General features: G+C 71.9%; 21 protein-coding genes and 1 pseudogene. 13 read left to right on the top strand and 9 right to left on the bottom strand.

What is annotated here, in order from left to right; genetic code table 11:
• The first annotated feature begins 166 nt into the window (after window positions 1-166).
• Window positions 167-844, top strand: a complete 678-nt coding sequence (locus PGH47_RS18915) for an HNH endonuclease family protein (RefSeq protein ID WP_271664419.1) — start codon at window positions 167-169, stop codon at window positions 842-844.
• A gap of 117 nt (window positions 845-961) precedes the next feature.
• Window positions 962-1,375: a cytidine deaminase gene (locus tag PGH47_RS18910; protein WP_271664418.1), complete on the top strand. Its 414-nt coding sequence runs from the start codon at window positions 962-964 to the stop codon at window positions 1,373-1,375.
• 26 nt (window positions 1,376-1,401) lie between these two features.
• On the opposite strand, the pseudogene PGH47_RS18905 reads toward PGH47_RS18910, so the two are convergent.
• Window positions 1,402-3,038, bottom strand: a pseudogene (locus PGH47_RS18905) (subtype B tannase).
• A gap of 198 nt (window positions 3,039-3,236) precedes the next feature.
• On the opposite strand from PGH47_RS18905, the gene PGH47_RS18900 reads away from it, so the two are divergent.
• From PGH47_RS18900 to PGH47_RS18880, 5 genes are all read left to right on the top strand, one after another.
• Window positions 3,237-3,683 carry a DoxX family membrane protein gene (locus PGH47_RS18900; RefSeq protein ID WP_271664417.1) on the top strand — a complete coding sequence of 149 codons (447 nt, stop codon included), beginning with the start codon at window positions 3,237-3,239 and terminating at the stop codon, window positions 3,681-3,683.
• Window positions 3,684-3,717: 34 nt separating this feature from the next.
• Window positions 3,718-4,125, top strand: coding sequence for a Zn-ribbon domain-containing OB-fold protein (locus PGH47_RS18895; protein WP_271664416.1), 408 nt, complete (start codon window positions 3,718-3,720; stop codon window positions 4,123-4,125).
• A gap of 24 nt (window positions 4,126-4,149) precedes the next feature.
• The gene (locus tag PGH47_RS18890; RefSeq protein ID WP_271664415.1) at window positions 4,150-4,761 is read left to right on the top strand and encodes a GNAT family N-acetyltransferase; all 612 of its coding nucleotides are present in this window, start codon (window positions 4,150-4,152) and stop codon (window positions 4,759-4,761) included.
• Window positions 4,762-4,875: 114 nt separating this feature from the next.
• Window positions 4,876-5,733: a GNAT family N-acetyltransferase gene (locus tag PGH47_RS18885; protein ID WP_271664414.1), complete on the top strand. Its 858-nt coding sequence runs from the start codon at window positions 4,876-4,878 to the stop codon at window positions 5,731-5,733.
• Window positions 5,734-6,113: 380 nt separating this feature from the next.
• Window positions 6,114-7,676, top strand: a complete 1,563-nt coding sequence (locus tag PGH47_RS18880; protein WP_271664413.1) for an alpha/beta hydrolase — start codon at window positions 6,114-6,116, stop codon at window positions 7,674-7,676.
• Window positions 7,677-7,768: 92 nt separating this feature from the next.
• Here PGH47_RS18880 and PGH47_RS18875 read toward each other — a convergent pair whose 3' ends face one another.
• The 3 genes from PGH47_RS18875 to PGH47_RS18865 are packed head-to-tail and all read right to left on the bottom strand — an operon-like array spanning window position 7,769 to window position 10,089.
• The gene (locus PGH47_RS18875) at window positions 7,769-8,425 is read right to left on the bottom strand and encodes a pyridoxine/pyridoxamine 5'-phosphate oxidase (protein ID WP_271664412.1); all 657 of its coding nucleotides are present in this window, start codon (window positions 8,423-8,425) and stop codon (window positions 7,769-7,771) included.
• A 27-nt stretch (window positions 8,426-8,452) separates the two neighbouring features.
• Window positions 8,453-8,878, bottom strand: a complete 426-nt coding sequence (locus PGH47_RS18870; protein ID WP_271664411.1) for a pyridoxamine 5'-phosphate oxidase family protein — start codon at window positions 8,876-8,878, stop codon at window positions 8,453-8,455.
• Between the two features lie 32 nt (window positions 8,879-8,910).
• Window positions 8,911-10,089 carry a thiolase C-terminal domain-containing protein gene (locus PGH47_RS18865; RefSeq protein WP_271664410.1) on the bottom strand — a complete coding sequence of 393 codons (1,179 nt, stop codon included), beginning with the start codon at window positions 10,087-10,089 and terminating at the stop codon, window positions 8,911-8,913.
• Window positions 10,090-10,180: 91 nt separating this feature from the next.
• Between PGH47_RS18865 and PGH47_RS18860 the strand changes: the two genes are divergently transcribed.
• Both PGH47_RS18860 and PGH47_RS18855 read left to right on the top strand, forming a co-directional pair.
• Window positions 10,181-11,458: an acyl-CoA dehydrogenase family protein gene (locus tag PGH47_RS18860; RefSeq protein ID WP_271664409.1), complete on the top strand. Its 1,278-nt coding sequence runs from the start codon at window positions 10,181-10,183 to the stop codon at window positions 11,456-11,458.
• Window positions 11,455-11,949: a nitroreductase/quinone reductase family protein gene (locus PGH47_RS18855; RefSeq protein ID WP_271664408.1), complete on the top strand. Its 495-nt coding sequence runs from the start codon at window positions 11,455-11,457 to the stop codon at window positions 11,947-11,949. The genes PGH47_RS18860 and PGH47_RS18855 overlap by 4 nt, the downstream gene beginning before the upstream one ends.
• Before the next feature lie 6 nt (window positions 11,950-11,955).
• Here PGH47_RS18855 and PGH47_RS18850 read toward each other — a convergent pair whose 3' ends face one another.
• Window positions 11,956-12,579, bottom strand: a complete 624-nt coding sequence (locus PGH47_RS18850) for a LysE family translocator (RefSeq protein WP_030953663.1) — start codon at window positions 12,577-12,579, stop codon at window positions 11,956-11,958.
• A gap of 82 nt (window positions 12,580-12,661) precedes the next feature.
• Between PGH47_RS18850 and PGH47_RS18845 the strand changes: the two genes are divergently transcribed.
• The gene (locus PGH47_RS18845) at window positions 12,662-13,114 is read left to right on the top strand and encodes an Lrp/AsnC family transcriptional regulator (RefSeq protein WP_126898383.1); all 453 of its coding nucleotides are present in this window, start codon (window positions 12,662-12,664) and stop codon (window positions 13,112-13,114) included.
• Window positions 13,115-13,189: 75 nt separating this feature from the next.
• Here the strand turns inward: PGH47_RS18845 and PGH47_RS18840 are convergent, their stop codons facing one another.
• A complete protein-coding gene (locus tag PGH47_RS18840; RefSeq protein WP_030953660.1) occupies window positions 13,190-13,825 on the bottom strand; it encodes a TetR family transcriptional regulator in 636 nt (211 codons plus the stop codon).
• Between the two features lie 134 nt (window positions 13,826-13,959).
• Here PGH47_RS18840 and PGH47_RS18835 point away from each other — a divergent pair, with 134 nt between their 5' ends.
• The 3 genes from PGH47_RS18835 to PGH47_RS18825 all read left to right on the top strand — a co-directional run bounded on the left by PGH47_RS18835 (window position 13,960) and on the right by PGH47_RS18825 (window position 17,968).
• Window positions 13,960-14,697, top strand: coding sequence for a VOC family protein (locus PGH47_RS18835; protein ID WP_271664407.1), 738 nt, complete (start codon window positions 13,960-13,962; stop codon window positions 14,695-14,697).
• 227 nt (window positions 14,698-14,924) lie between these two features.
• Window positions 14,925-17,279 carry an outer membrane protein assembly factor BamB family protein gene (locus PGH47_RS18830; RefSeq protein WP_271664406.1) on the top strand — a complete coding sequence of 785 codons (2,355 nt, stop codon included), beginning with the start codon at window positions 14,925-14,927 and terminating at the stop codon, window positions 17,277-17,279.
• Between the two features lie 179 nt (window positions 17,280-17,458).
• Window positions 17,459-17,968 carry a hypothetical protein gene (locus tag PGH47_RS18825; protein ID WP_271664405.1) on the top strand — a complete coding sequence of 170 codons (510 nt, stop codon included), beginning with the start codon at window positions 17,459-17,461 and terminating at the stop codon, window positions 17,966-17,968.
• A 1-nt stretch (window position 17,969) separates the two neighbouring features.
• Here PGH47_RS18825 and PGH47_RS18820 read toward each other — a convergent pair whose 3' ends face one another.
• The 3 genes from PGH47_RS18820 to PGH47_RS18810 are packed head-to-tail and all read right to left on the bottom strand — an operon-like array spanning window position 17,970 to window position 20,318.
• Window positions 17,970-18,740, bottom strand: coding sequence for an enoyl-CoA hydratase/isomerase family protein (locus tag PGH47_RS18820; protein WP_271664404.1), 771 nt, complete (start codon window positions 18,738-18,740; stop codon window positions 17,970-17,972).
• Window positions 18,737-19,153 (bottom strand): Zn-ribbon domain-containing OB-fold protein, encoded by a 417-nt coding sequence (locus PGH47_RS18815; protein WP_271664403.1) that lies wholly within the window; start codon window positions 19,151-19,153, stop codon window positions 18,737-18,739. The genes PGH47_RS18820 and PGH47_RS18815 overlap by 4 nt, the downstream gene beginning before the upstream one ends.
• Window positions 19,154-19,160: 7 nt before the next feature.
• Window positions 19,161-20,318 (bottom strand): lipid-transfer protein, encoded by a 1,158-nt coding sequence (locus tag PGH47_RS18810; RefSeq protein ID WP_125529879.1) that lies wholly within the window; start codon window positions 20,316-20,318, stop codon window positions 19,161-19,163.
• Window positions 20,319-20,365: the final 47 nt, after the last annotated feature.

The following is a 20,365-nucleotide window of genomic DNA, read 5'->3' as shown; positions in this document are numbered from 1 at the left end:
GTCGGCCGGTCGGGGGCGCAGGAAGCCGCCGGCTGGTTGTGCATCGGAAGAAGCCCCGGGAGATGCGCCCTGGGGCTCACTCGTCCGGTGAACTCACGCATCCACATGGCTCATTCGTTCGAGTCGAATCCCTCGAACGAGTTATAGGCGGTCAATCCTACGATGTGTGATCAAGAACATCAGGCGAGCCGCGATGACGGCCGCACTTCTCCTCGTGCCCTTTGCGGCACCCACCCCCGCCCAGGCGCAGGATCGTTCCCTCGACCCGTACACGTTCCCGATCGCGACCTCGGTCCAGCTCCTTCCGGTCGCCGCGGAGATGCGGGACGGCTACGAGCGCACGAGCTTCAGGCACTGGAACGCCGGCCGGATCCCCGGAGACGGCTGCAACACCCGGGCGGAGGTGCTGCTCGCGGAGGCCGTGGACAAGCCCGAGATCCTGCCGGGCTGCAAGCTCTCGGGCGGGCGCTGGTGGTCGTACTACGACTCGAAGTGGCTCACCTCGGCGTCGGCGCTGGACGTGGACCACATGGTGCCGCTGGCCGAGGCGTGGGACTCCGGGGCGTCCCAATGGACCGCCGAGCGACGTGAGTCGTACGCCAATGACCTCGCCGTGAACCCGTCCCTGGTCGCCGTCTCCGCGGCCTCGAACCGCAGCAAGGCGGACCAGGACCCGGCGGAGTGGCTGCCGCCGACGGTCGAGGTCAGCTGCCGGTACGCCTCGGAGTGGATCTCGACGAAGCTCCGCTGGGGTCTGACGGCCGACGCGACGGAACGCGAGGCCCTCACCCAACTCGCGGATGCCTGCCCGGCGACGACGGTCACCTACGAGCCCGCACCGTAGAACAGCGGCCCCACCCCTCGATCCGGGGTGGGGCCTCGACGGCACACCGGCGATATTCGCTTGCGAGCCCTGGTCGCGCGGGTCAGCGTCGGCTGACACCTGACGAAGGCAGAGAAGATGACCGCGCAGACCCACCCCGTCGACCACGAACTCATCCAGGCCGCAGCGGATGTCGCCCGTACTCGCTGCCGGGGCGACAACCACACCATGGCAGCCGCGGCCCGCGCCCAGGACGGTCGCGTCATCACCGCGGTGAACGCCTACCACTTCACCGGCGGCCCCTGCGCCGAGCTGGTCCTCATCGGTGCGGCAGCCGCCCAGGGCGCCTACGACCTGGACACGATCGTCGCCGTGGGCGACCGCGACCGAGGGGTTGTCCCCCCGTGCGGCCGCTGCCGACAGGTCCTCCTCGACTACTTCCCCGCCCTCAAGGTCATCGTCGGCGAAGGAGACCGCGCCAGAGCCGTCCCCATCGCCGAATTGCTCCCCGAAGGCTACGTCTGGGCGGACCACCAGCTCGACACCGACTAAGGGGCGGTAGGGGGTCTGAGTGGTGTCTACCTGGTCTTCGGGGTGTGGTTGGTGATCCTTGCGATCCACTTGATGAAGTCGCCGGGGTCCGAGTTGGCGCCGTGGCCCTCGTCCCAGTAGTAGAGGTGGTCGACCTCGTCGCCGAGGGCGTTCGCGGCGGCGGCGAGGTTGGCGGAGACCGTGTGGGACGTGTCGGAGTCCTTCGTGCCGAGGCGGATCCACCAGTGCTTGGTGCGGTGGGGTTGGGCTTCTGGGTGAGGAAGGGCATCGGATTCATCAGGTGCAGCGTCGCGGGGAGGTCGCTGTCGAGGCGGGCGCTGCCGCCGCTTTCGTGGCGGAGGCTGTAGAGGGTGAAGTGGCGGGCCTTGGTGGAGCCCTTGCCGAAGAGGTTGTTCTCGCCCGCCGAAAGGTCGAACGCGTCGAAGGCCGGCGTCGACTTCTTGCGGGCGCCGACGTGGGTCAGGAAGTCCGCCCAGGAGAATCGCGCCCTGCCGCCGGACCAGGCGATGAAGGTGTTCGCGGCCAGGTACGTCGTCCGGTCGGCGTCGGACAGGGCCGCCAGGTAGCGGGTCGCCGACGGCTCCATGTACTGCCTGACCAGGTACTCGTCGTAGTTGCGGGCCGTGAGGGCGCCGAAGCCGTTCAGGCCCTTCAGCCTCAGCGATGCCTGGTACTCGGCGAACTGCGACCGGAGTTGCTTCGAGACCGCCTGGTCCACGGTGGCGCCGGAACTCGTGGGGTTCGAGCCCCAGTTCCATTCGTAGGCGCCGTCCGCGTGCTCAAGGTCGGTGATCGGGCACCACGCGCCGGTCGCGAAGATCGCGTCGCTCGCGTCGGCCGCGCCGATCGCCGCGAGCGGCTTCTCGTAGAGCGGGCTGTCGCCGGACGCGCCGAGCAGTGAGGACAGCGCGCCGCCCGCGCTCGTGCCGGACGAGACGATGCGGTCGACGTCGCCGGGTATGCGGCCCTTGTTGGAACGCACGTAGCGGACCGCCGCCTTGAGGTCGACGATCGCCGCGGGGGCGACGCCGTAGTACGTGCCGTCGGCGTCGACGAGCGTACGGCCGCGGGCGCCGGGTTCGACGACCACGTACCCCGCCGCCAGCGCCAGCTTCGGGAGGCTGACCATCCCGCCCTGGGCGTTCACCATGCCGTTGCCGCCGGACGCCACCTCACCCGAGGCCGAGGAGGACGGTGAGGCCGAGGAGGGCGGTGAGGGCGAGGCCGACGCGCCGGGAGCGCCGCCGCCCGGCATCCCCGTCGCCCCACCCCCGCCCACACCCGTCGCGTCCGCAACCGACGACGGCATGTAGCCGCCCACCGAGTTGGCGAAGAGGACCGTCGCGTCCGTCGCGTCCACCGCCGTGCCGTCGATCCGGACCGGCACGCTGACGTTCAGGCACTGGTACTTCTCGTCGACCGGCGCGGCGACGTACGTGATGGCCTTGTAGAAGCGGTACTCCACCTCGTGGTCGGCACCGTCGGCGTCGGTGATCGTGGTCTTCAGCGTGGTGTACGCGTCCTTGTCGAAGGCGAGCGCGTCCGACGACGCCACCCCCGCGGCCCCGGGACCACCGGACGACGCACCCGTCCCGCTCGACGCCTGCGCGGTCAGTGCGATGCCGCCGGCCGCAGCGACCCCGGCGGTCGCCCCGATCCCCATGACCACGCTCCTGCGCTTGACTGCCCTGTGCTTCACGGCGGACTCTCCTCGGCTGCTACGGCTTCCCTGACTGCTTCCTGGGTCCTTGCGACAGCGAACGTAATCGTGTGCCGACGAAATTGCCAACAATTCTGTCGGACTCATCACGGACGCACAGGCGATTGTCAGGTCCCCTTTATCTGACGTACCGTCAGATCCATGGACGCGATCTGGCTCACAGGTGCGGAATGGCTGGCCGTGCTCCGCATAGGCCTCGGGCTGTGGTGGCTGGAGAGTTGGCGGCACAAGGACAAGAAGAGCTGGTTCGAGGGGGCGGGGATCTCCTGGGCGGCCGACGTGGCGGCCAAGCACCGCTGGAACGCCGTACGATCCGGCTTCGACGTCTTCGTCAAGCCCCGGCCGCGGACCATGGCGTACGTCGTCCTCTACGCGGAGCTCGCCCTCGGACTCGGGCTCGTCCTCGGGTTCCTGACCCCGATCGCCCTGGTCGGCGGGCTGCTGCTCAACCTTCTCTACCTCGTCCTGATGATCCACGACTGGGCCGAGCAGGGGCAGAACTCGATGATGGCGCTGATCTCGGTGGTCGCGCTGTTCGGGATGTCCTGGCAGTCGTGGTCGGTGGACAACGCGCTGGGGCTGTTCTGACCCGGCCGGGGCGCGAGAGATGGGGACCGCTTCGATGAGCGAGCTGCGCCACGACCTTCCGGAGGCCGACGCCTTCACCCGTACCTACTGGGACGCCGCCGCGGAGGGCCGGCTGCTGATCCGCCGCTGCCAAGCCTGCGGACGCGCCCACCACTACCCCCGCGAGTTCTGCCCCCACTGCTGGAGCGAGGACGTCGTCTGGGAACCGGCCTGCGGCCGCGCCACCCTCTACACCTGGTCCGTCGTGCACCGCAACGACCTGCCGCCCTTCGGACAACGGACGCCGTACGTCGCCGCCGTCGTCGATCTCACCGAGGGTCCCCGCATGATGACCGAACTCGTCGACTGCCCGGACCCCGGACTGCTGCGGGCCGGGACGGAACTGGAGGTCGCCTTCCGGGACGGCGTGCCGGTGTTCCGGGCCGAAGCGGTGCGGAGTTGATCGCCGGGCGGTTTCAATGAGTCCATGACCATCGCCGGCGGATCGCATCACCCTGAGCCTCACCTCCGTCCCCTCCCCGAGCTGAATGGGTACGGTCTGCGGTTGCGGCCCTGGGACGTGGCGTCCGAGGGGGATCTCGAGGCGTGGTTCCGGGGGCGTACCGATCCGGAGTTCCGGCGTTGGAACACGCCGTTGCGGATCACCACCGATCTCGACAGCGCCCGCGACTCCCTGCGCACCGCCGCCGAGCACACGAAGGACGGCACCTCGGCGGCGTACCGGGTCACCGACGCCGCGACCGGTGCGACCCTCGGGCACGTCGGCGTCAACGTCATCAACCGGGTCATGAGCTCCGCCCGCGTCGGCTACTGGGTGCTCCCCGAGGCCCGGGGCCGCCGCGTGGCCACCCACGCGCTCGCCCTCGCCGCCCGCTTCGCCTTCACCGAACTCGGCCTGCACCGCCTCGAACTCGACCACGCCGTCGGCCATGAGCCGTCCTGCCGTATCGCCGAGCGGTGCGGTTTCCGCTACGAGGGGACCCTGCGGGGCGCCATGTGGGAGGCGGGGCGGCACGACGCCTACCGGGACATGCACCTGCACGCCCGGCTGGCCACGGATCCCGACGTCAACCCGTAGAGCGGTTCGCTGATGGCCCCCGACCTGGCAGCTGAGCCCGGTCTCTTGTGTCGGGTTCGTGTCCACCGCGGAAATCGGGTGCGCAACCCCCTCCCGTACGAGGGATCATGAGGCATGCGCCCGGACGACTGGTACTCCACCCAGGACCTCACCGGCTTTCTCGCTCACGCCGGCGGCTTCCTGCGCTCACGACCCGATCTGCACACCGTCCCCCTGACGGTGACCGAGACGCTGCGCACGAACGGGCTGCGCGCGTACGGCGGCGAGGCACCCGTCTTCGGCGCGCTGGAGCTGGACGGGCAGGTACGGGCCGCCTACTTCCGCACCCCGCCCTACCACCTGAACGTCACCCCCCTCACCCCCGAGGAGGCCGACTCCCTCGCCGCGCATCTCGTCGGCCTCGGCCAGGCGGTCCCCGGTGTCATCGCCGCCCGCGAGACCGCCGAGGCCTTCAGCGCGGCCTGGCGTCGGCACGCGGGCGCCCGGGGTACGGTCGGCCAGCGCCAGCGGCTGTACCGGCTCGGCAACCTGACCGTGCCGCAGCCCGTCCCGGCCGGCCGCGCACGGGTCGTGGGCCCGGCGGACCGGGACCAGCTCACGCGCTGGCACGGCGAGTTCGTCGAGGCCGTCGGCCATGTCGCCGCGCGGGACGCCGGGGCGTGGGCCGACTCGCGGATCTCCTACGGCGGCGTCACCTTCTGGGAGGGCGAGGACGGCACCCCGCTCGCCATGGCCGGCGTGACGCCCGAGGTCGCCGGGCAGGTCCGGGTCGCGCCCGTCTACACCCCGGCCCCGCTGCGCGGACGCGGCTACGCGGGCGCGGTCACCGCCGCGGTCACCCGGGCGGTGCTCGGCTCCGGCGTACGCGAGGTGCTGCTCTTCACCGACCTCGACAACCCGACCAGCAACGGCCTCTACCAGCGCATCGGATACCGGGCGGTGGCCGACTTCGCCGCCTACGACTTCCGGTGAGGCCGGGGCTCGTAGTAGCGCGGCGTCCATGAGTGCGGGGCGGGCCTCTGAGCGCGGCACCCCCGCGCGGGGCGGCGGGCGGGGCCGCTGACTTTCGGCGGCCAAAGCGTGGGCCGGGCCTCGCCCCGGCGGCCCAGGCGCTGGTGGGGCCTCCAGCTCGGCGCCCACCCGCGCGCCCACCCGCGCGCCGTTCTCCGGTCGGTGGCCTCTTGAAGGAGACGGTGCGGAGCGGGGCTCGGTTGTGCGACTCGGGGACCATCCGGCGCGCGCGGCCGTCCGTCCATGGACGGACCAGATCCGCCTCATCGATGGATTCGCCCAACTCCACCGCACGAAAGGGTTGATGCGTCCCATACGCAACAACCCCGAGGACCCCCCACGTGCGAAGCAGTCGAATAGCTCCCGTCCTGGCGGCCGGCGTCGTCGCCACCCTCGTCCCCGCGCTCGCACCGGCCACGGCGTCCGCCGCGGCGAATCCCCTTGACCGGTACCTGCGGCAGGCCCCGTCCTGGCACCGCTGCGACAGAACGACACCGGCTTCCTTCCAGTGCGCCACCATCAAGGTGCCCCTCGACTACAGCCGCCCCGACGGCAAGAAGCTCGACCTCGCGATCTCGCGGATCAAGACGGGCAACAGGACCGAGCGACGCGGTGTGCTGCTGCTCAACCCGGGCGGACCCGGCGGTCCGGGCCTGGACATGCCGCAGATGATGGCGGGCGAACTGCCGAAGAGCGTGAAGGCCAAGTACGACCTCGTCGGCTTCGACCCGCGCGGCATCGGCAAGAGCTCCGGCGTCGGCTGCGGCCTGACGGACGCGGAGCAGAACTGGGAACGGCCTTACAAGGCCGCGACGTTCGCCAAGGACGTCAAGTGGGCGCGGACCGTCGCCGAGAAGTGCGACGCGAAGCAGGGCGACAAGCTGCGCCACATCACCACCCGCAACACCGCCCGGGACATGGACGTCATCCGTGCCGTGCTCGGCGAGAAGAAGATCAACTACCTGGGGTACTCGTACGGCACCTACCTCGGCGCGGTCTACACGCAGCTGTTCCCGGGGCGCTCCGACCGCATCGTCCTGGACAGCGCCGTCGACCCCGCGCGGATCTGGCGCGGCATGATCCAGATCTGGGCGGAGGGCACCGAGCCCGCCTTCACCAGGTGGACCGAGTGGACCGCCGAGCGAGACTCCACGTACAAGCTGGGCAGGACCCCCGCGGCGGTCCGCAAGACCTTCTACGACCTGGTCGCCCGCGCCGACCGCAAGCCGATCGAGCTCGAAGGCATGAAGCTGAACGGCGACGAGGTCCGCTCCTTCGGCCGCGCCACGTTCTTCAGCGTGCGCGACGCCGCCGAGTGGGTCGTCCAGCTGAAGAACGCCGCCGCGGGCCGGCCCACCTCCGGTGACCGGGCGGACCGGACGCCCTCGCAGACCCCGCCGTCGTTCGCCCGGGCGGTGCCCGCGGACAACGGCACCGCCGGCTTCTGGTCCGTCGTCTGCGCCGACACCCGCAACTGGCCGCGCGATCCCGAGCAATACCGCAGCGACGCGATCCGCGACAAGGCCAAGTGGCCGCTGTACGGCGACTTCGTCTCCAACATCATGCCGTGCGCGTTCTGGAAGAAGAACGGCAGCGAGCCCGCCACCAAGGTCGACAACAAGGTCGGCGCGCTGATCCTGCAGAACGAGTGGGACTCCCAGACCCCGCTGGCCAGCGGCCAGGGCCTGCGCCGCGTGATGAAGGGCTCGAAGATGGTCACCGTCCTCGGCGGTGTCGGGCACGGCATCTACGGCTCCAAGTCCTGCGCGGACAAGACCGCCACGGCCTATCTGACCACCGGGAAGCTGCCGGCGAAGGACGCGACGTGCAAGGCGGCGCCGGCCGCCCGTGAGCGCGCGAACTCGCTGCCGCTGCCGACGCCGCGAGGTGTGGTGCCGCGGTAGGCCGTCGGTCGGCTGCGGGGACGTCGTGGCCGGTCGCGAGTTCCCCGCGCCCCTTCAGGGGCGCGGCTGAACCGTGGCGTTGCCGGAGCAGCTCAGGGCCACAGCAGTTCCTTCGCCCACCCCTCCTCCGCACGGCGATACAGCAGCCGTACGTGGCGGCGGGCCGCGTCGCCCTGGAAGAACTCGACCTCCACCGGGCGCAGGCGGTACAGCGTCCAGGACGGGACCGGGGCGTCCGGCTCGTCCTGGGCGCGTTCCCAGGCCGCCTGCGACTCGCGCGCCAACTCCTCCAGGGAGCCGAGGACTTCGCTCTGGCGGCCGGTCAGGGCCGCCGCCAGCGCGCCGGTGGAGCGGGCGTGCAGATCGGCCTGGGACTCCGCGGACGGGGCCGCCGTCACGGGGCCCCGCAGCCGCACCTGGCGCCCCTGCGCGGGCCAGTAGAAGCCGAGGGCCGCGTGCGGGCGGGCGGCGAGCTGACGGCCCTTGCTGCTGCCCACGTGCGTGGCGAAGGACCAGCCGGACGCGTCGGCGCCGTGCATCATCACGGTCCGTACGTCCGGCAGCCCGGCCTCGTCCGCGGTGGCGAGGGACATCGTGTGCGGCTCCACCTGTCCGGCCTCGACCGCCTCGGCGAACCAGGCCGTGAACAGTGCGAGCGGGTCGGCGGGCGCGGCCGACGGGTCGAAGGACGGCAGCTCGACGTCCCACACCCGGAGCGACCTCAGCAAGTCATGAAGATCCGTTCCCATGCCCCGATTGTCACGCGCGGCGCCCGCTCACACCTGACCGAGGTCCGACGACACCCACCGCTCGGGCCGCACGTGCACGACCACCTGCTCGCCGTGGTTCTTCCAGGCGAAGTCGACATAGCCGTCGACCTTCTCGGCCGGGAGATAGCGGGCGGCGAGCTCCCGCAGCCGTTCGAGGGTGGCGGGGACGGTGCTGACGACCGGGCCCTCCACCGATACGTACCGGATCGTGGGTTCGGTCCGGTCGACCATCAGGGACAGCCGGCCCGCCGCCTGGATCAGCTCGTTCTTGCGGGAGTCGAGGCCGGTCATGATCCACAGGTCGCCGCCGGGTTCGTACTGGTACCAGATCGGCACGGTCAGCGGCGCGCGCCCGGCGCCCGCGTCGACCGCCAGCGCGGCGATGTGGGGTTCTGCCAGGAACTCTTCACGCTCTTCGCGGGTCAGTGCCATGCCGGTTCCTCCCGGTCGGGTCGACGTACGTCTCAATCCCTCCCCAGTACCAACGTGCCCGACGAGCAGAACCATCCCCCCGTGGCCGAAGCCACCGCCAGACGGGGCAGTTCACCGGGCCCGTCCGGCCCCCGCACCTGACGCTCCCCGCCCTCCCCGCGCAGCTGCCGCACCGCCTCCACCAGCAGAAACAGCCCGCGCATCCCGGGATGCTGGGCGGAAAGCCCGCCCCCGTCGGTGTTCACCGGCAGCTCCCCGCCCCGCACCAGCAGCCGCCCCTTCTCCACGAACGCCCCGCCCTCGCCCTTTTCGCAGAAGCCGAGGTCCTCCAGCGTCACCAGCGTCATGTAGGTGAAGGCGTCGTAGATCTCCGCGAAGTCGATCTCCTCGGGCCGCACGCCCGCCCGCTCGAAGGCGAGCCGTCCGCTGACCGCCGCCGGACCGGTCGTGAAGTCGGGCCACTCGGACATCGCGGAGTGCGAGACGTGCTCCCCGGCCCCGAGGACCCACACGGGCGCGGTACGGCAGTCCCGTACGAGTTCCTCGGCGACCAGCAGTACCGCCGCGCCGCCGTCGGAGCGGATGCAGCAGTGCAGCTTGGTGAAGGGGTCCGCGATCATCGGGCCCGACAGGACGTCGTCCACGGTGATCGGGTCGCGGAACATGGCCTCGGGGTTCAGGGCGGCGTTCGCCCGCGCCTGCACGGCGACCTCCGCCAACTGCTCGATCGTCGTGCCGTGTTCGAGCATGTGACGGCGGGCGGCCATGGCGTACTTGGCGATGAGGGTGTGGCCGTAGGGCACCTCGAACTGCAGCGGGCCGCGGGAGCCGAAGGACAGGTTCCCGGTCCGCCGGCCGGCCCTGATGTCCGCGCGGGCCGTCGAGCCGTACACCAGCAGCACCGCCTTCGCGTGCCCTGCGGCTATCGCGTCCGCCGCGTGGGCCGCCATGACCTCCCAGGTGGCGCCGCCGACGGACGTGGAGTCGACCCAGGTGGGGCGCAGCCCCAGATACTCGGCCACCTCCACGGGGGCGAGCGTGCCGAGACCGGCGGACGCGAAGCCGTCCACCACCTCGCGGCCGAGCCCCGCGTCGGCCAGCGCGCGGCGGGCCGCCTGGGCGTGCAGGGCGTACGGCGTCGCGTCGTCGACCCGTCCGCAGTCGGAGAGGGCCACTCCGACCACGGCGACTTTCCGGCTCCCGGGAGTCATACGAGGCCTCCAAACCTCTGTGCATCTCGCTACGGCCCTCCTAATATGACGGCCCGTCAGATCTGAGGGGAAGAGCCGGAGGGAAGAGCCCATGGACGCCAGCTTCACCCCCGAGCAGGACGAGATCCGCCGCACCCTGCGCGAGCTGCTGCACAGCCGCTGCGGACCGAGGGAACTGCGCACGGCCCTCGACACCCCGGCCGGCCACGACCCCGGTCTGTGGACCGCCCTCGCCGAACAGCTCGGCCTGCCCGGCCTCGCCCTGCCGGAGGCGTACGGCGGTGTCGGCTGCTCGGCGACCGAACTCGCCCTGGCCTGCGAGGAGACGGGCCGCGCACTGGCCCCGTCCCCGCTGCTGGCCACCGCCGTCCTCGCGGCCCCGCTGATCGCCGCGCTCGGCACCGACGCCCAGCGCACCGAGCTGCTGCCCCGCCTGGCCTCCGGCAGGCTCACCGCCGCCCTCGCCGTCCCCGGCACCGCACTGGCCGCCGCCCTCACCCTCACCGGCGGCAACGGCGGCGACTGGGCCGGCGGCGGTCGCGCCGGGGGAGTGCAGGCACGGCGGACGGAGGACGGCTGGCGGCTGTACGGGCAGGTCGACCAGGTGCTGGACGGGCACAGCGCCGGACTGCTGCTGGTCGCCGCGCACGCCGGGGGGTTCGCACGGTCCCGGACGCTGCTGTTCCTGGTGCCGGGGGACGCCGCCGGGGTCGTACGCGCACGGCAGACGGCGCTGGACGCCACCCGGCCCCAGGGCCGGGTCCAACTCCGGGACGTGGACGCGGACTTGCTGGGCGACGAGGACGGCCGTGAGGTCCTGCCGGCCCTCGCCTCGGTGGGCGACACGGCTGCCGCGGTCCTCGCGTGCGAGGCCGTGGGAGCCGCCGACCGGGCACTGGAGCGGACCGTGGAGTACGTCGGGCAGCGCGAGCAGTTCGGCCGGGCGATCGGTTCCTTCCAGTCGGTGAAGCACCGCTTGGCGGACGCGTACGTGGCAGTACAGGCGGCCCGCTCGGCGGCGTATTACGCGGCGTGGGCTGCAACGCCCCAAAGGGGCGCGGGCAGTGTCGATATGCGGCTCCGCCGCGTGGCCGCGACCAGCCACGACGAACCCGCGGACGCAGGGCGGCACATCGCGGCACCCCCTGCGGAGCGCTTGGCCCTCGCCCAAGCCCTGGAGGCCCTCCGTACCGCCGCCGCCGAAGGCATCCAGCTCCACGGCGGCATCGGCTTCACCTGGGAGCACGAGGCGCACCTGTACTTCAAGCGGGCCGCGGGCGACGAGCTCCTCTTCGGCCCGGTCCACCGGCTGCGGGCGCACGCCGCCGACGCCGCCCGGCTCTTCGACGCCCAGGAGGTGGCGGTGTGATCGGCGTACCCGTGGTCGTACGGGCGGTGCAGAAGGTGTCCTCCACGCGGGGCTTCGCCAAGGTCGCCCCGCATGTCATCCCGGCCCTGGACCGTGCCGTGCACCGCCTCACCCGCGGCAGGGTGCTGCTCAGCGCCCAGATGCTGCCCGGGGTGATCCTTACCTCGACCGGCGCCCGCAGCGGACTGCCCCGCCGTGCGCCGCTGGCCTGCATGCCCGAGGAGGAGGGCCGCTCCTGGATACTGGTCGGCTCCAACTTCGGCCGCCCCGGCCACCCCTCCTGGACCCACAACCTCCTCGCCCACCCCGACGCCGAGGTCAACTGGAAGGGCCACGACATCCCCGTCACGGCCCGGCTGCTGGAGGGGGAGGAGCGGGCTGCGGTGTGGCGGACGGCACTGTCGTTCTGGCCGCCGTACGCGACGTACCAGGCACGGGTGGACCGGGAGATCCGGCTGTTCCGGATCGTCCGCAAGGAGCCCACGCGGTAGTGACCGCTACAGTGTCGCCAGGCGCTGGACCAGCAGGAACGCGCCGATTCCGAGCATCGCCGCGCCCGATGTGCGGGCGACCGCGCGGGCCGCTGTCGGGCGGGCGCCGAGGACCGCTCGGGCGGTGAGGCCGACCGTGAGGTAGACGGCGGCGCAGCAGGCCATGTGAAGCAGGCCGAGGACGGCGGTCTGGGCGGGGACCGGCAGGTGGTCGCCCTTCGTCAGCAGGAACTGCGGCAGCACCGACAGGTAGAGCAGCAGCCCCTTGGGGTTCAGGCCGCTGATCGTCGCGCCGCGCAGGAAGGCACGGGCCGGACTCGTGGCCACGGCCTCCTCGGCCTCGCCCGGCGTGCCCGGACGGCGCAGCACGCTCCACCCCAGCCACACCAGGTACGCGGCGCCGGCGGCGGTCAGCGCGGTGAGCAGACCCGGCTCGCTCGCCACCAGCACCGCGAGGCCCGCCACCGCGAGGACGGTGTGCAGCGCGTACCCGGTGACCAGACCCGCCACCGCCGTCACCGGCGAGCGGTCGCGCAGCCCGGCGGATATCGCGTACGCCCAGTCGGCGCCCGGCACGCAGACGAGCAGCAGGTCGATGGCGAGGAAGGAGATGAGCAGTCCGGAGTCCATGGTGGGGACATTAGGCGTGAATGGCCCGAAAGTGTTGTCGAAGTTTGCCCATGATCCGGGGTCGTGGGGGAAGATCTGCCTCATGGACGACGTGGACAGGCAGATTCTTGCCGAGCTTCAGCAGGACGGGCGGCTGACCGTGACCGAGCTGGCCGCGCGGGTGCGGCTCAGCGTCTCGCCGTGCCACCGGCGGCTGCGGGAGCTGGAGCGGGCCGGCGCCATCAGCGGATACCGGGCCGTCGTGGACCCGGCCGCCGTGGGGCTGAACTTCGAGGCGCTGGTCTTCGTGTCCATGCGGCAGGAGGACCGGGACACGGTCGCCGGGTTCGAGGGCGCGCTGGCGGACATCCCGCACGTGGTGGAGGCGCAGCGGCTGTTCGGGGAGCCGGACTATCTGCTGCGGGTGGTCGCCGCGGACCTCGCCGCCTACCAACGGCTGTACGACGAGCGGCTGGCCACGCTGCCGGGGGTGCAGCGGCTGACCTCGACGCTGGTGATGAAACACGTGGTGGACGACCGGCCCCTGCCGGCGTGATGTGAGCCGCCGTGAACGGGCGGCAGGCGCCGGCCCCGCGTGGACCACCGCCTGCGAGACAGGACCCCGGCGCCGCTACTTCGTCGGCTTCTTGCCGGTCACGCCCAGGTGCACCAACAGCGCCAGGTTCGGCTTGAGTTCGGCCTGCTTCACACCCCAGGTCTGGAAGCCCTTCTGGTGCGAGGCCACCGCCGCGAGCATCGCGACGAGCGAACCCGCCACCGCGGCCGGGTTGACGTCCTTGTCGACCTTGCCCTTGGACTGGAGCTGAGTGACGGCTTCCGCAAGGGAGTTGTTGACGGAGTTCAGGATCTTCATACGGATCTTGTAGAAGCGTTTGTCGCCCTCGGACGCACCGAGGTCGACGACCCTGAGGATCGCGTCGTTCCTCCGCCAGAACTCCAGGAAGCCGTCGACGAGTTCCTGCGCCGTCTGCCAGCCGGCCTTGCCGACCCAGCTGCGGCCCTCGACGAGCTCGGTCAACCCGGCTCCCTCGGCGGCCATTTGCTCGGCGATCTCCAGGACGGCGCCCTCGACGTCCGGGAAGTACTGGTAGAAGGTGGCGGGCGAAGTGCCCGCCTTCCGGGCGACATCGATGACTTTGACGTCCCGGTAGGGGGAAGAGCTGAGCATCTCGCTGAGGCAGTCGAGCAGCTTCTGCCGGGTCGCCTGCCCACGCCGGCCGGCCACGCGGCCGTCGACGGTACGCACTTGTCCTGTCATGTCGTCAGCTTACCGAGGGGTGATCGGAGCGCGATTCGGCCGACTGCAAATGGGGTGCACGAGGAGCACGGGCCTGGTGTGCCTGGTCTGCGGGGTGTGGGGGAGGCGGCTACTTTTGCCGCATGGCCGAAAACAGGGCATCCGCGAACGGAACGGGATACACGGAAGGCGTCCCGTGCTGGGTCGACGCACAGCTCGCCGACGTACCGGCGGGCGAACGCTTCTACGGTGAGCTCTTCGGGTGGGACTTCGAGGAGGCGTACGACTCCACCGTGTGGGCCCGCCTGGACGGTGACCGCGTCGCCGCGCTCTCCCGCAAGACGGACGGGCGGATGCCCACCGTGTGGACGGTGTACTTCGCCACCCCGGACGCGGAGGGGCTGGCCGGGCGGATCCGGAACGCCGGCGGGCAGGTGGTCACCTCGCCGACACCGGTCGGGCCGGACCTGGGGACGGCCGCGCTGGTCACCGATCCCGAGGGTGCGGTCTTCGGGCTGTGGCAGGCGGACGGGCACACCGGATTCGGGCGCCGGCGCAAGGTCGGCAGCTTCGTCTGGGCCGAGCTGTACGCCCGCGACACCGAGGCCGCCAACACCTTCTACGGCGGGCTCTTCCACGACGCCCTGTTCGGTCCCGACGCCGAGCCGGACTTCGGGCGGGCGGCCGTGGGCGAGGTGTTCTCGGCGATGATGCCGCCTCATTTCGTCGTCCACTTCCGGGTGGCGGACTGTGCTGAGATCCTCGGCACGGTGAACCGGCTCGGCGGGCGGGTGCAGGTGCCGCCCTTCGAAACGTCGTACGGCACGGTCGCCGTGGTCAGCGACGACCAGGGGGCCTCGTTCGCGGTCCTGGAACGCTGACGGCACTGCGGCATTCCGGCGTCCCACCATGCGAACTGGCGCTGTCCGTGGACGCCGGAGTGTGGTTTTGTCCCAAGACACCCCGTTCCGCCCTCGGGTTCGCAACCACGCCCTCGGACAGGAAGAATCGGGGTGCGTGCCGCCAAGGCGGTGCGGTGGTGAGACGCTGCACGGGGTCGCGTACATATGTGGGTGGACGGGGCCCGTACGGGGAGGTGGCAGGCAGAGTGGTGGATCAGCTGACGCAGCACGATCCGCGCAGGATCGGGCCGTTCGAGGTGCTCGGACGGCTGGGTGCCGGCGGCATGGGGCTGGTCTATCTCGCGCGCTCGGCTTCGGGCCGGCGCGTGGCGATCAAGACCGTCCGCACGGAGCTCGCCGAGGACCAGCTGTTCCGCGTCCGCTTCACGCGTGAGGTGGAGGCGGCCCGGGCGGTCTCCGGTTTCTACACGGCCGCGGTCGTCGACGCCGACCCGCGCGCCGCAGTGCCGTGGCTGGCCACCGCGTACGTTCCCGCGCCCTCCCTCGAGGAAATAGTGAACGAGTGCGGGCCGCTGCCGGCCCAGGCGGTGCGCTGGCTGGCGGCCGGTGTGGCGGAGGCCCTCCAGTCGATCCACGGCGCCGGGCTCGTGCACCGCGACCTGAAGCCGTCCAACGTGCTCGTGGTCGAGGACGGTCCCCGCGTCATCGACTTCGGTATCGCGTCCGGCGTTTCGAACACGCGTTTGACGATGACCAACGTCGCCGTCGGCACGCCCGCCTACATGTCGCCGGAGCAGGCGAAGGACTCCCGCAGCGTGACCGGCGCGAGCGACGTCTTCTCGCTGGGCTCGATGCTGGTGTTCGCCGCCACCGGACACCCCCCGTTCCACGGCGCCAACCCGGTCGAGACGGTCTTCATGCTGCTGCGCGAGGGCCCGGACCTGGAAGGTCTCCCGGACGAGCTGCGTCCGCTGATCGAGTCCTGTATGCAGATGGAGGCCACGGCCCGGCCCAACCCGGCCGACCTCCAGTCCCAGCTCGCGCCCCACCTCTTCGGCTCCGGCTCCGACGACAGCGGTACGGCGTCCGCGTGGCTGCCCGAGCGCGCGGTGGGCCTGATCGAGACGCGCAGAGGCGGCCGCCCCGCGGCCAAGCCCGCGCCCGCCTCCGGCCGCAGCGGCGGCCGTATCGCCCCGGCGCCGCTGCCGCCCCCGCCCGCGCACGACCCGGTGGTCCCGGGCCCGCAGCCCGTCCCGGTCGGCGCGCCCGACACCGGCCCCGTCCGCCTGGCGGGCGCCGCGGTGCCCATCGGTCCCGGCCCGCGCGTGGCCGACGCCCGCGCCGCCGCCATGAAGGCGCCCCCTCCGGAGGCCGGCCTGGTCGCCTCCTGGTCCAAGCCCCGCCCCGGCGTCAACGGCACCGACCCCGCCGTCGGCCCGGCGGTGCCGCCTGTGCCCCCGGAGAACGCGGCCGGCTGGCGGCCCTGGCGTTTTCGCATGTCGAACGACGTCTGGGGCACCCCGGCCGTCGACGGCGACCTGGTCTACGTCACCTCCTTCGAGGTGCACGCCCTGGACGTGGCCACCGGCCGACGCCGCTTCAAGACCCGTGACGTCGCCTGGTCCATGGCGGTCGCCGACGGCCGTATCCACGCCTCCGACGGGCCGACCCTGTTCGCCCTGGAGTGCCGCGAGGGCGCGGACCTGTGGCGGCTCCAGACGGACGCCTGGGTGTACTCCCTCAAAGCCGAGCGCGGCACCGTCGTCACCGGCACGCGCGGCGGCGGCGTCCAGGCCTGGGAGGCGTCCAGCGGCCAGAAGCTGTGGGAGCTGACCGGGGCGCAGACCGACTTCGAGTCCCCGGAGGCCGGGCCGGCGCTGTACGACGGCACGGTGTACGTCTGGCAGGACGCCCGGCTGCGCGCCCTGGACGCCCGCACCGGCGACGAGCGCTGGTCGTACCCGATCGGCGACGCCGCCTCCTGTGGCGGGGTGCCGGTGCGGGTGGCGCAGGCCCACGACGGCTATGTGTACGTCTCGGCCGGCACGCGCGTGCTGGCGATCGACGTGATGAGCGGGCACGTTCGCTGGCACTTCGAGGCCCCGGCGGTCTTCCTGTGCCCGCCGGCCTTCGTGCCGGGCCCGGCGGTGACCGGCGGCGGTGTGTACCTCGCCGACTACCTCGGCACGGTCTACGCCCTGGACGCCACCGACGGCCGCGACCGCTGGCGCATCGCGACCGAGTCCCGGTCCTCGATCGAGCCGGTGCTGGTGGCCGGGGGCCATGTCCACGTCGGCAGCGGCAAGGGCCTGTACACGCTGGACGCGGTCACCGGGACGCCGAAGTGGCGCTTCCAGGCGGGCGGCGACCTCGTGGGCGCCCCGTCGGTGGCCGAGGGCCGGATCCACTTCGGCTCCACCGACCACCTGCTGTACACCCTGAAGGCCGACGACGGCCGGCTGCGCTGGAAGCTCGCCACGGGCGGCGAGATCACCGGCTCGCCCGTGGTGAAGGACGGCGTGGTGTACGCGTGCAGCAAGGACCGGTGCGTGTACGCGCTGGACGCGGAGAAGGGCACGGGCACGGCGCGAACGGCCTAGCCACGGCTGTGTGACGGCCGTCGTGCCGGTGCACGGAAGGGGCCGGACGGCGGCCGTCCCAGGAGAGCGGCCATCTTCACCGCTCTTACACGAGACGCTACGCCGGGTGAGCGCTTACCGCCATGCGACCGCTGCTAACGTGACGTGTTCACGATCGCGACAACGGGGGTTGAAACACCGTGAAGCTTCGCCATGTCCGCGCTCTGGCCGTCTTCGCCTGTGTACTGGTCGCCCTGACCGGTGCCCGGCGCTCGCACGGCGGCGGGTGCGACGACAGCTCCGGCTCCAGCAGCTCGTCGAGCAGTTCGGGCGGCAGCACGCATCACTACGACGACGATGACGACTACGACACCGGGTCGTCGTCGGGCGGCGGCTCGTCCGCGACCGCGTCCGCGGAGCCGACGAGCGACGTGCGGATCACCAGCTGCGTGTACGACCCGAGCCGGGGCATAGTCGCCCGTGTCGAGGCGACCAACACCAACACCTTCAGCACGTACACCTACGAGTTCGACGTGGTCTTCAAGGACCCCGACGGCGCGCCCGTGCGCACCAGTTCGTCCGCCATCCCGTACGTCGCGGCCGACTCCACCGAGACCCTGGACGTGGCCGCCGCCTACGTCGCCGACTCGGGTGCGAACACCGCCGGTGTCACCTGCGCCCTGGACGACGTGACGCGCGAGGCGCAGTAGGTCAGCGCAGGCGGTGCTCGCGGCGCCGCGAGCGGAACAGCTCCGTCTGCCGCTCGCCCGGCAGGTTCCCGAGGGCGATCAGGTGCGGTGCCTGCGCGAACGCCTGGGCGAGGGCGGCCTCCCTGGCCGCCCACAGCGCCCGCACGGTCCCCTGCACCCCGGCCGGCGGATACCCGGCGAGTACGGTCGCGCAGTCGACGGCGGCCGCCAACGAGCCGCCGGCCTCGGTGACTTCCGAGACCAGCCCGATCTCGTGGGCCCGCCGGGCCGACAGCCGTTCCGCGCTCCCCATGAGCGCCATCCGCGCGGCTTCCCCGTACGGCATGCGCAGCGCCATGAGCATCGACTCGTAGGCGCTGACCATGCCGTAGGTGGTGTGCGGGTCGAAGAAGGCGGCGGTCGGGTCGGCGATCAGGAAGTCCGCCTCCCCGAGCAGATAGAAGGCGCCCCCGCAGGCCATGCCCCGCACGGCGGCGACGACCGGTTTCCACAGGTCGTTGGACTTCGGCCCGACCCGCAGCAGCGGGTCATCCGTCATGTAGGGGGAGTTGGGCTGCGGGACCACGGCGTCCCGGTCCAGCCCGGTGCAGAAGGCCCGCTCCCCGGCGCCGGTGAGGACGACGGCCCGAACGGTGTCGTCGAACCGCAGATCCCGCCAGGCCGCCACCAGTTCGTCCCGCATCGGCAGGTCGATGGCGTTGAGGCGGTCCGGCCGGTCGAGGGTGACGACGGCGACCGCGGTGTCCTTGTCGATGCTGACGTCGAGGCTCATGGCCGCTCCAGGACCCACTGCGGCAGCCCGGTGCCGCCGAGGACGGCCTGGACCTTGGCGCCGATGCGGATCCGGTCCGGGGAGAAGGAGCCGAGGGCCGCGCCGGGGCCGGTGACGAGGTTGCCGACCAGGCGGATGCGGGGCGCGTCGGCGAGCTCGACGACGATGACGTTGTACGGCGCCTGAGCCGCGTAGTCGGGCAGCAGGGGCGGGTGGGGGACGACGTAGGACCAGATCCGGCCGTGCCCGCTCATCAGCCGCCATTCGCTCGCGAAGGACTGGCAGTGCGGGCAGCACGGGCGGGGCGGGAAGCGGGGTTCGCCGCAGTCGGCGCAGGACTGGACGCGCAGCTCGCCCTGGGCGGCGTACTCCCAGAAGGGGGCGCCGTCGGGGTCGGTGACGGGGGAGAGCATCCTTCGATCAACTCCTCAGGAGCAGCGCGGAGGTGGGGACGCCTTCGCCGGCGGTGACGAGACAGGTCGCGGCGCCGGGGACCTGGGCGGTGCTGGTGCCGCGCAGCTGTTTGACGCCCTCGTTGATGAGGTTGAAGCCGTGGACGTAGGCCTCGCTGAGCCCGCCGCCCCCGGTGTTCATCGGCAGCCGCCCGCCGATCTCCAGGGCGCCGCCCTCGGTGAACGCGCCGCCCTCGCCGCGCCCGCAGAAGCCGTAGCCCTCCAGCGAGAGCGGTATGAGCGCGGTGAACGCGTCGTAGATCTGGGCGACGTCCACATCCTGTGGAGTGAGGTCGGCGTGCTTCCACAGATGCCGGGCGGCGGTCCAGGCGGGGCCCGTGAGCGGGTCGTCGTTCCAGTAGTTGACCATGCCGTGGTGCTGGGCGGGCAGTCCCTGGGCGGCGGAGTGGACGTAGACGGGGGTGTGCCGGCAGTCGCGGGCGCGCTCCCGGCTGACGATCACGCACGCCAGGGCGCCGTCGGTCTCCAGGCAGTTGTCGAAGAGGCAGAGCGGCTCGCTGATCCAGCGGGAGGTCATGTACATCTCGCGGGTCAGGGGGCGGTCGTACATGATCGCGTCCGGGTTCTGGTTGGCCCGGTTGCGGCAGGCGAGGGCGACGTTGAACAGGTGGTCCCGGGTGGCGCCGTACTCGTGCATGTACCGCCGGGCGAGCATCGCGATCTCGTCGACGGGGCGCAGCAGGCCGTAGGGCCTGGTCCACTGGGCCGGGGTGGGCAGTTGGGCGGTGGTGTTCCGCCACGGCCGGGGGCCGCTGCCGCGTTTGCGGGACCGCCAGGCGACGCCGACCGACGCCTGGCCGGTGGCGATGGCGGTGGCCAGGTGCGCGACGGTGGCGCACGAGCCGCCGCCGCCGTAGCCGACCTTGCTGAAGTAGGTGAGGTCACCGAGGCCGACCGCCTTCGCCAGCTCGACCTCGTCGGTCTCCTCCATGGTGTAGGAGGCGAGGGCGTCGACCTCGCCGGGGGCGATGCCGGCGTCGTCGAGGGCGGCGAGAACGGCACGGCAGGCCAGGGTTCTCTCGTCGTCCGGAAGGTTCTTGGCGAAGGGGGTCTGTCCGATGCCGACGATCGCGGTGGCGTCCTTGAGGCCGGTGCCTGAGGTCATGCTGCGCGCACCTCCGCATGCTGAAGCGGCTGCTGACAGGGCGTCAG

It is taken from the genome of Streptomyces sp. HUAS 31, from assembly GCF_028198125.1.
Classification (GTDB): Bacteria; Actinomycetota; Actinomycetes; order Streptomycetales; family Streptomycetaceae; genus Streptomyces; species Streptomyces chartreusis.
The sequence above is the reverse complement of the archived record's forward strand: the minus strand, read 5'-3'. Positions and strand labels throughout refer to the sequence as shown.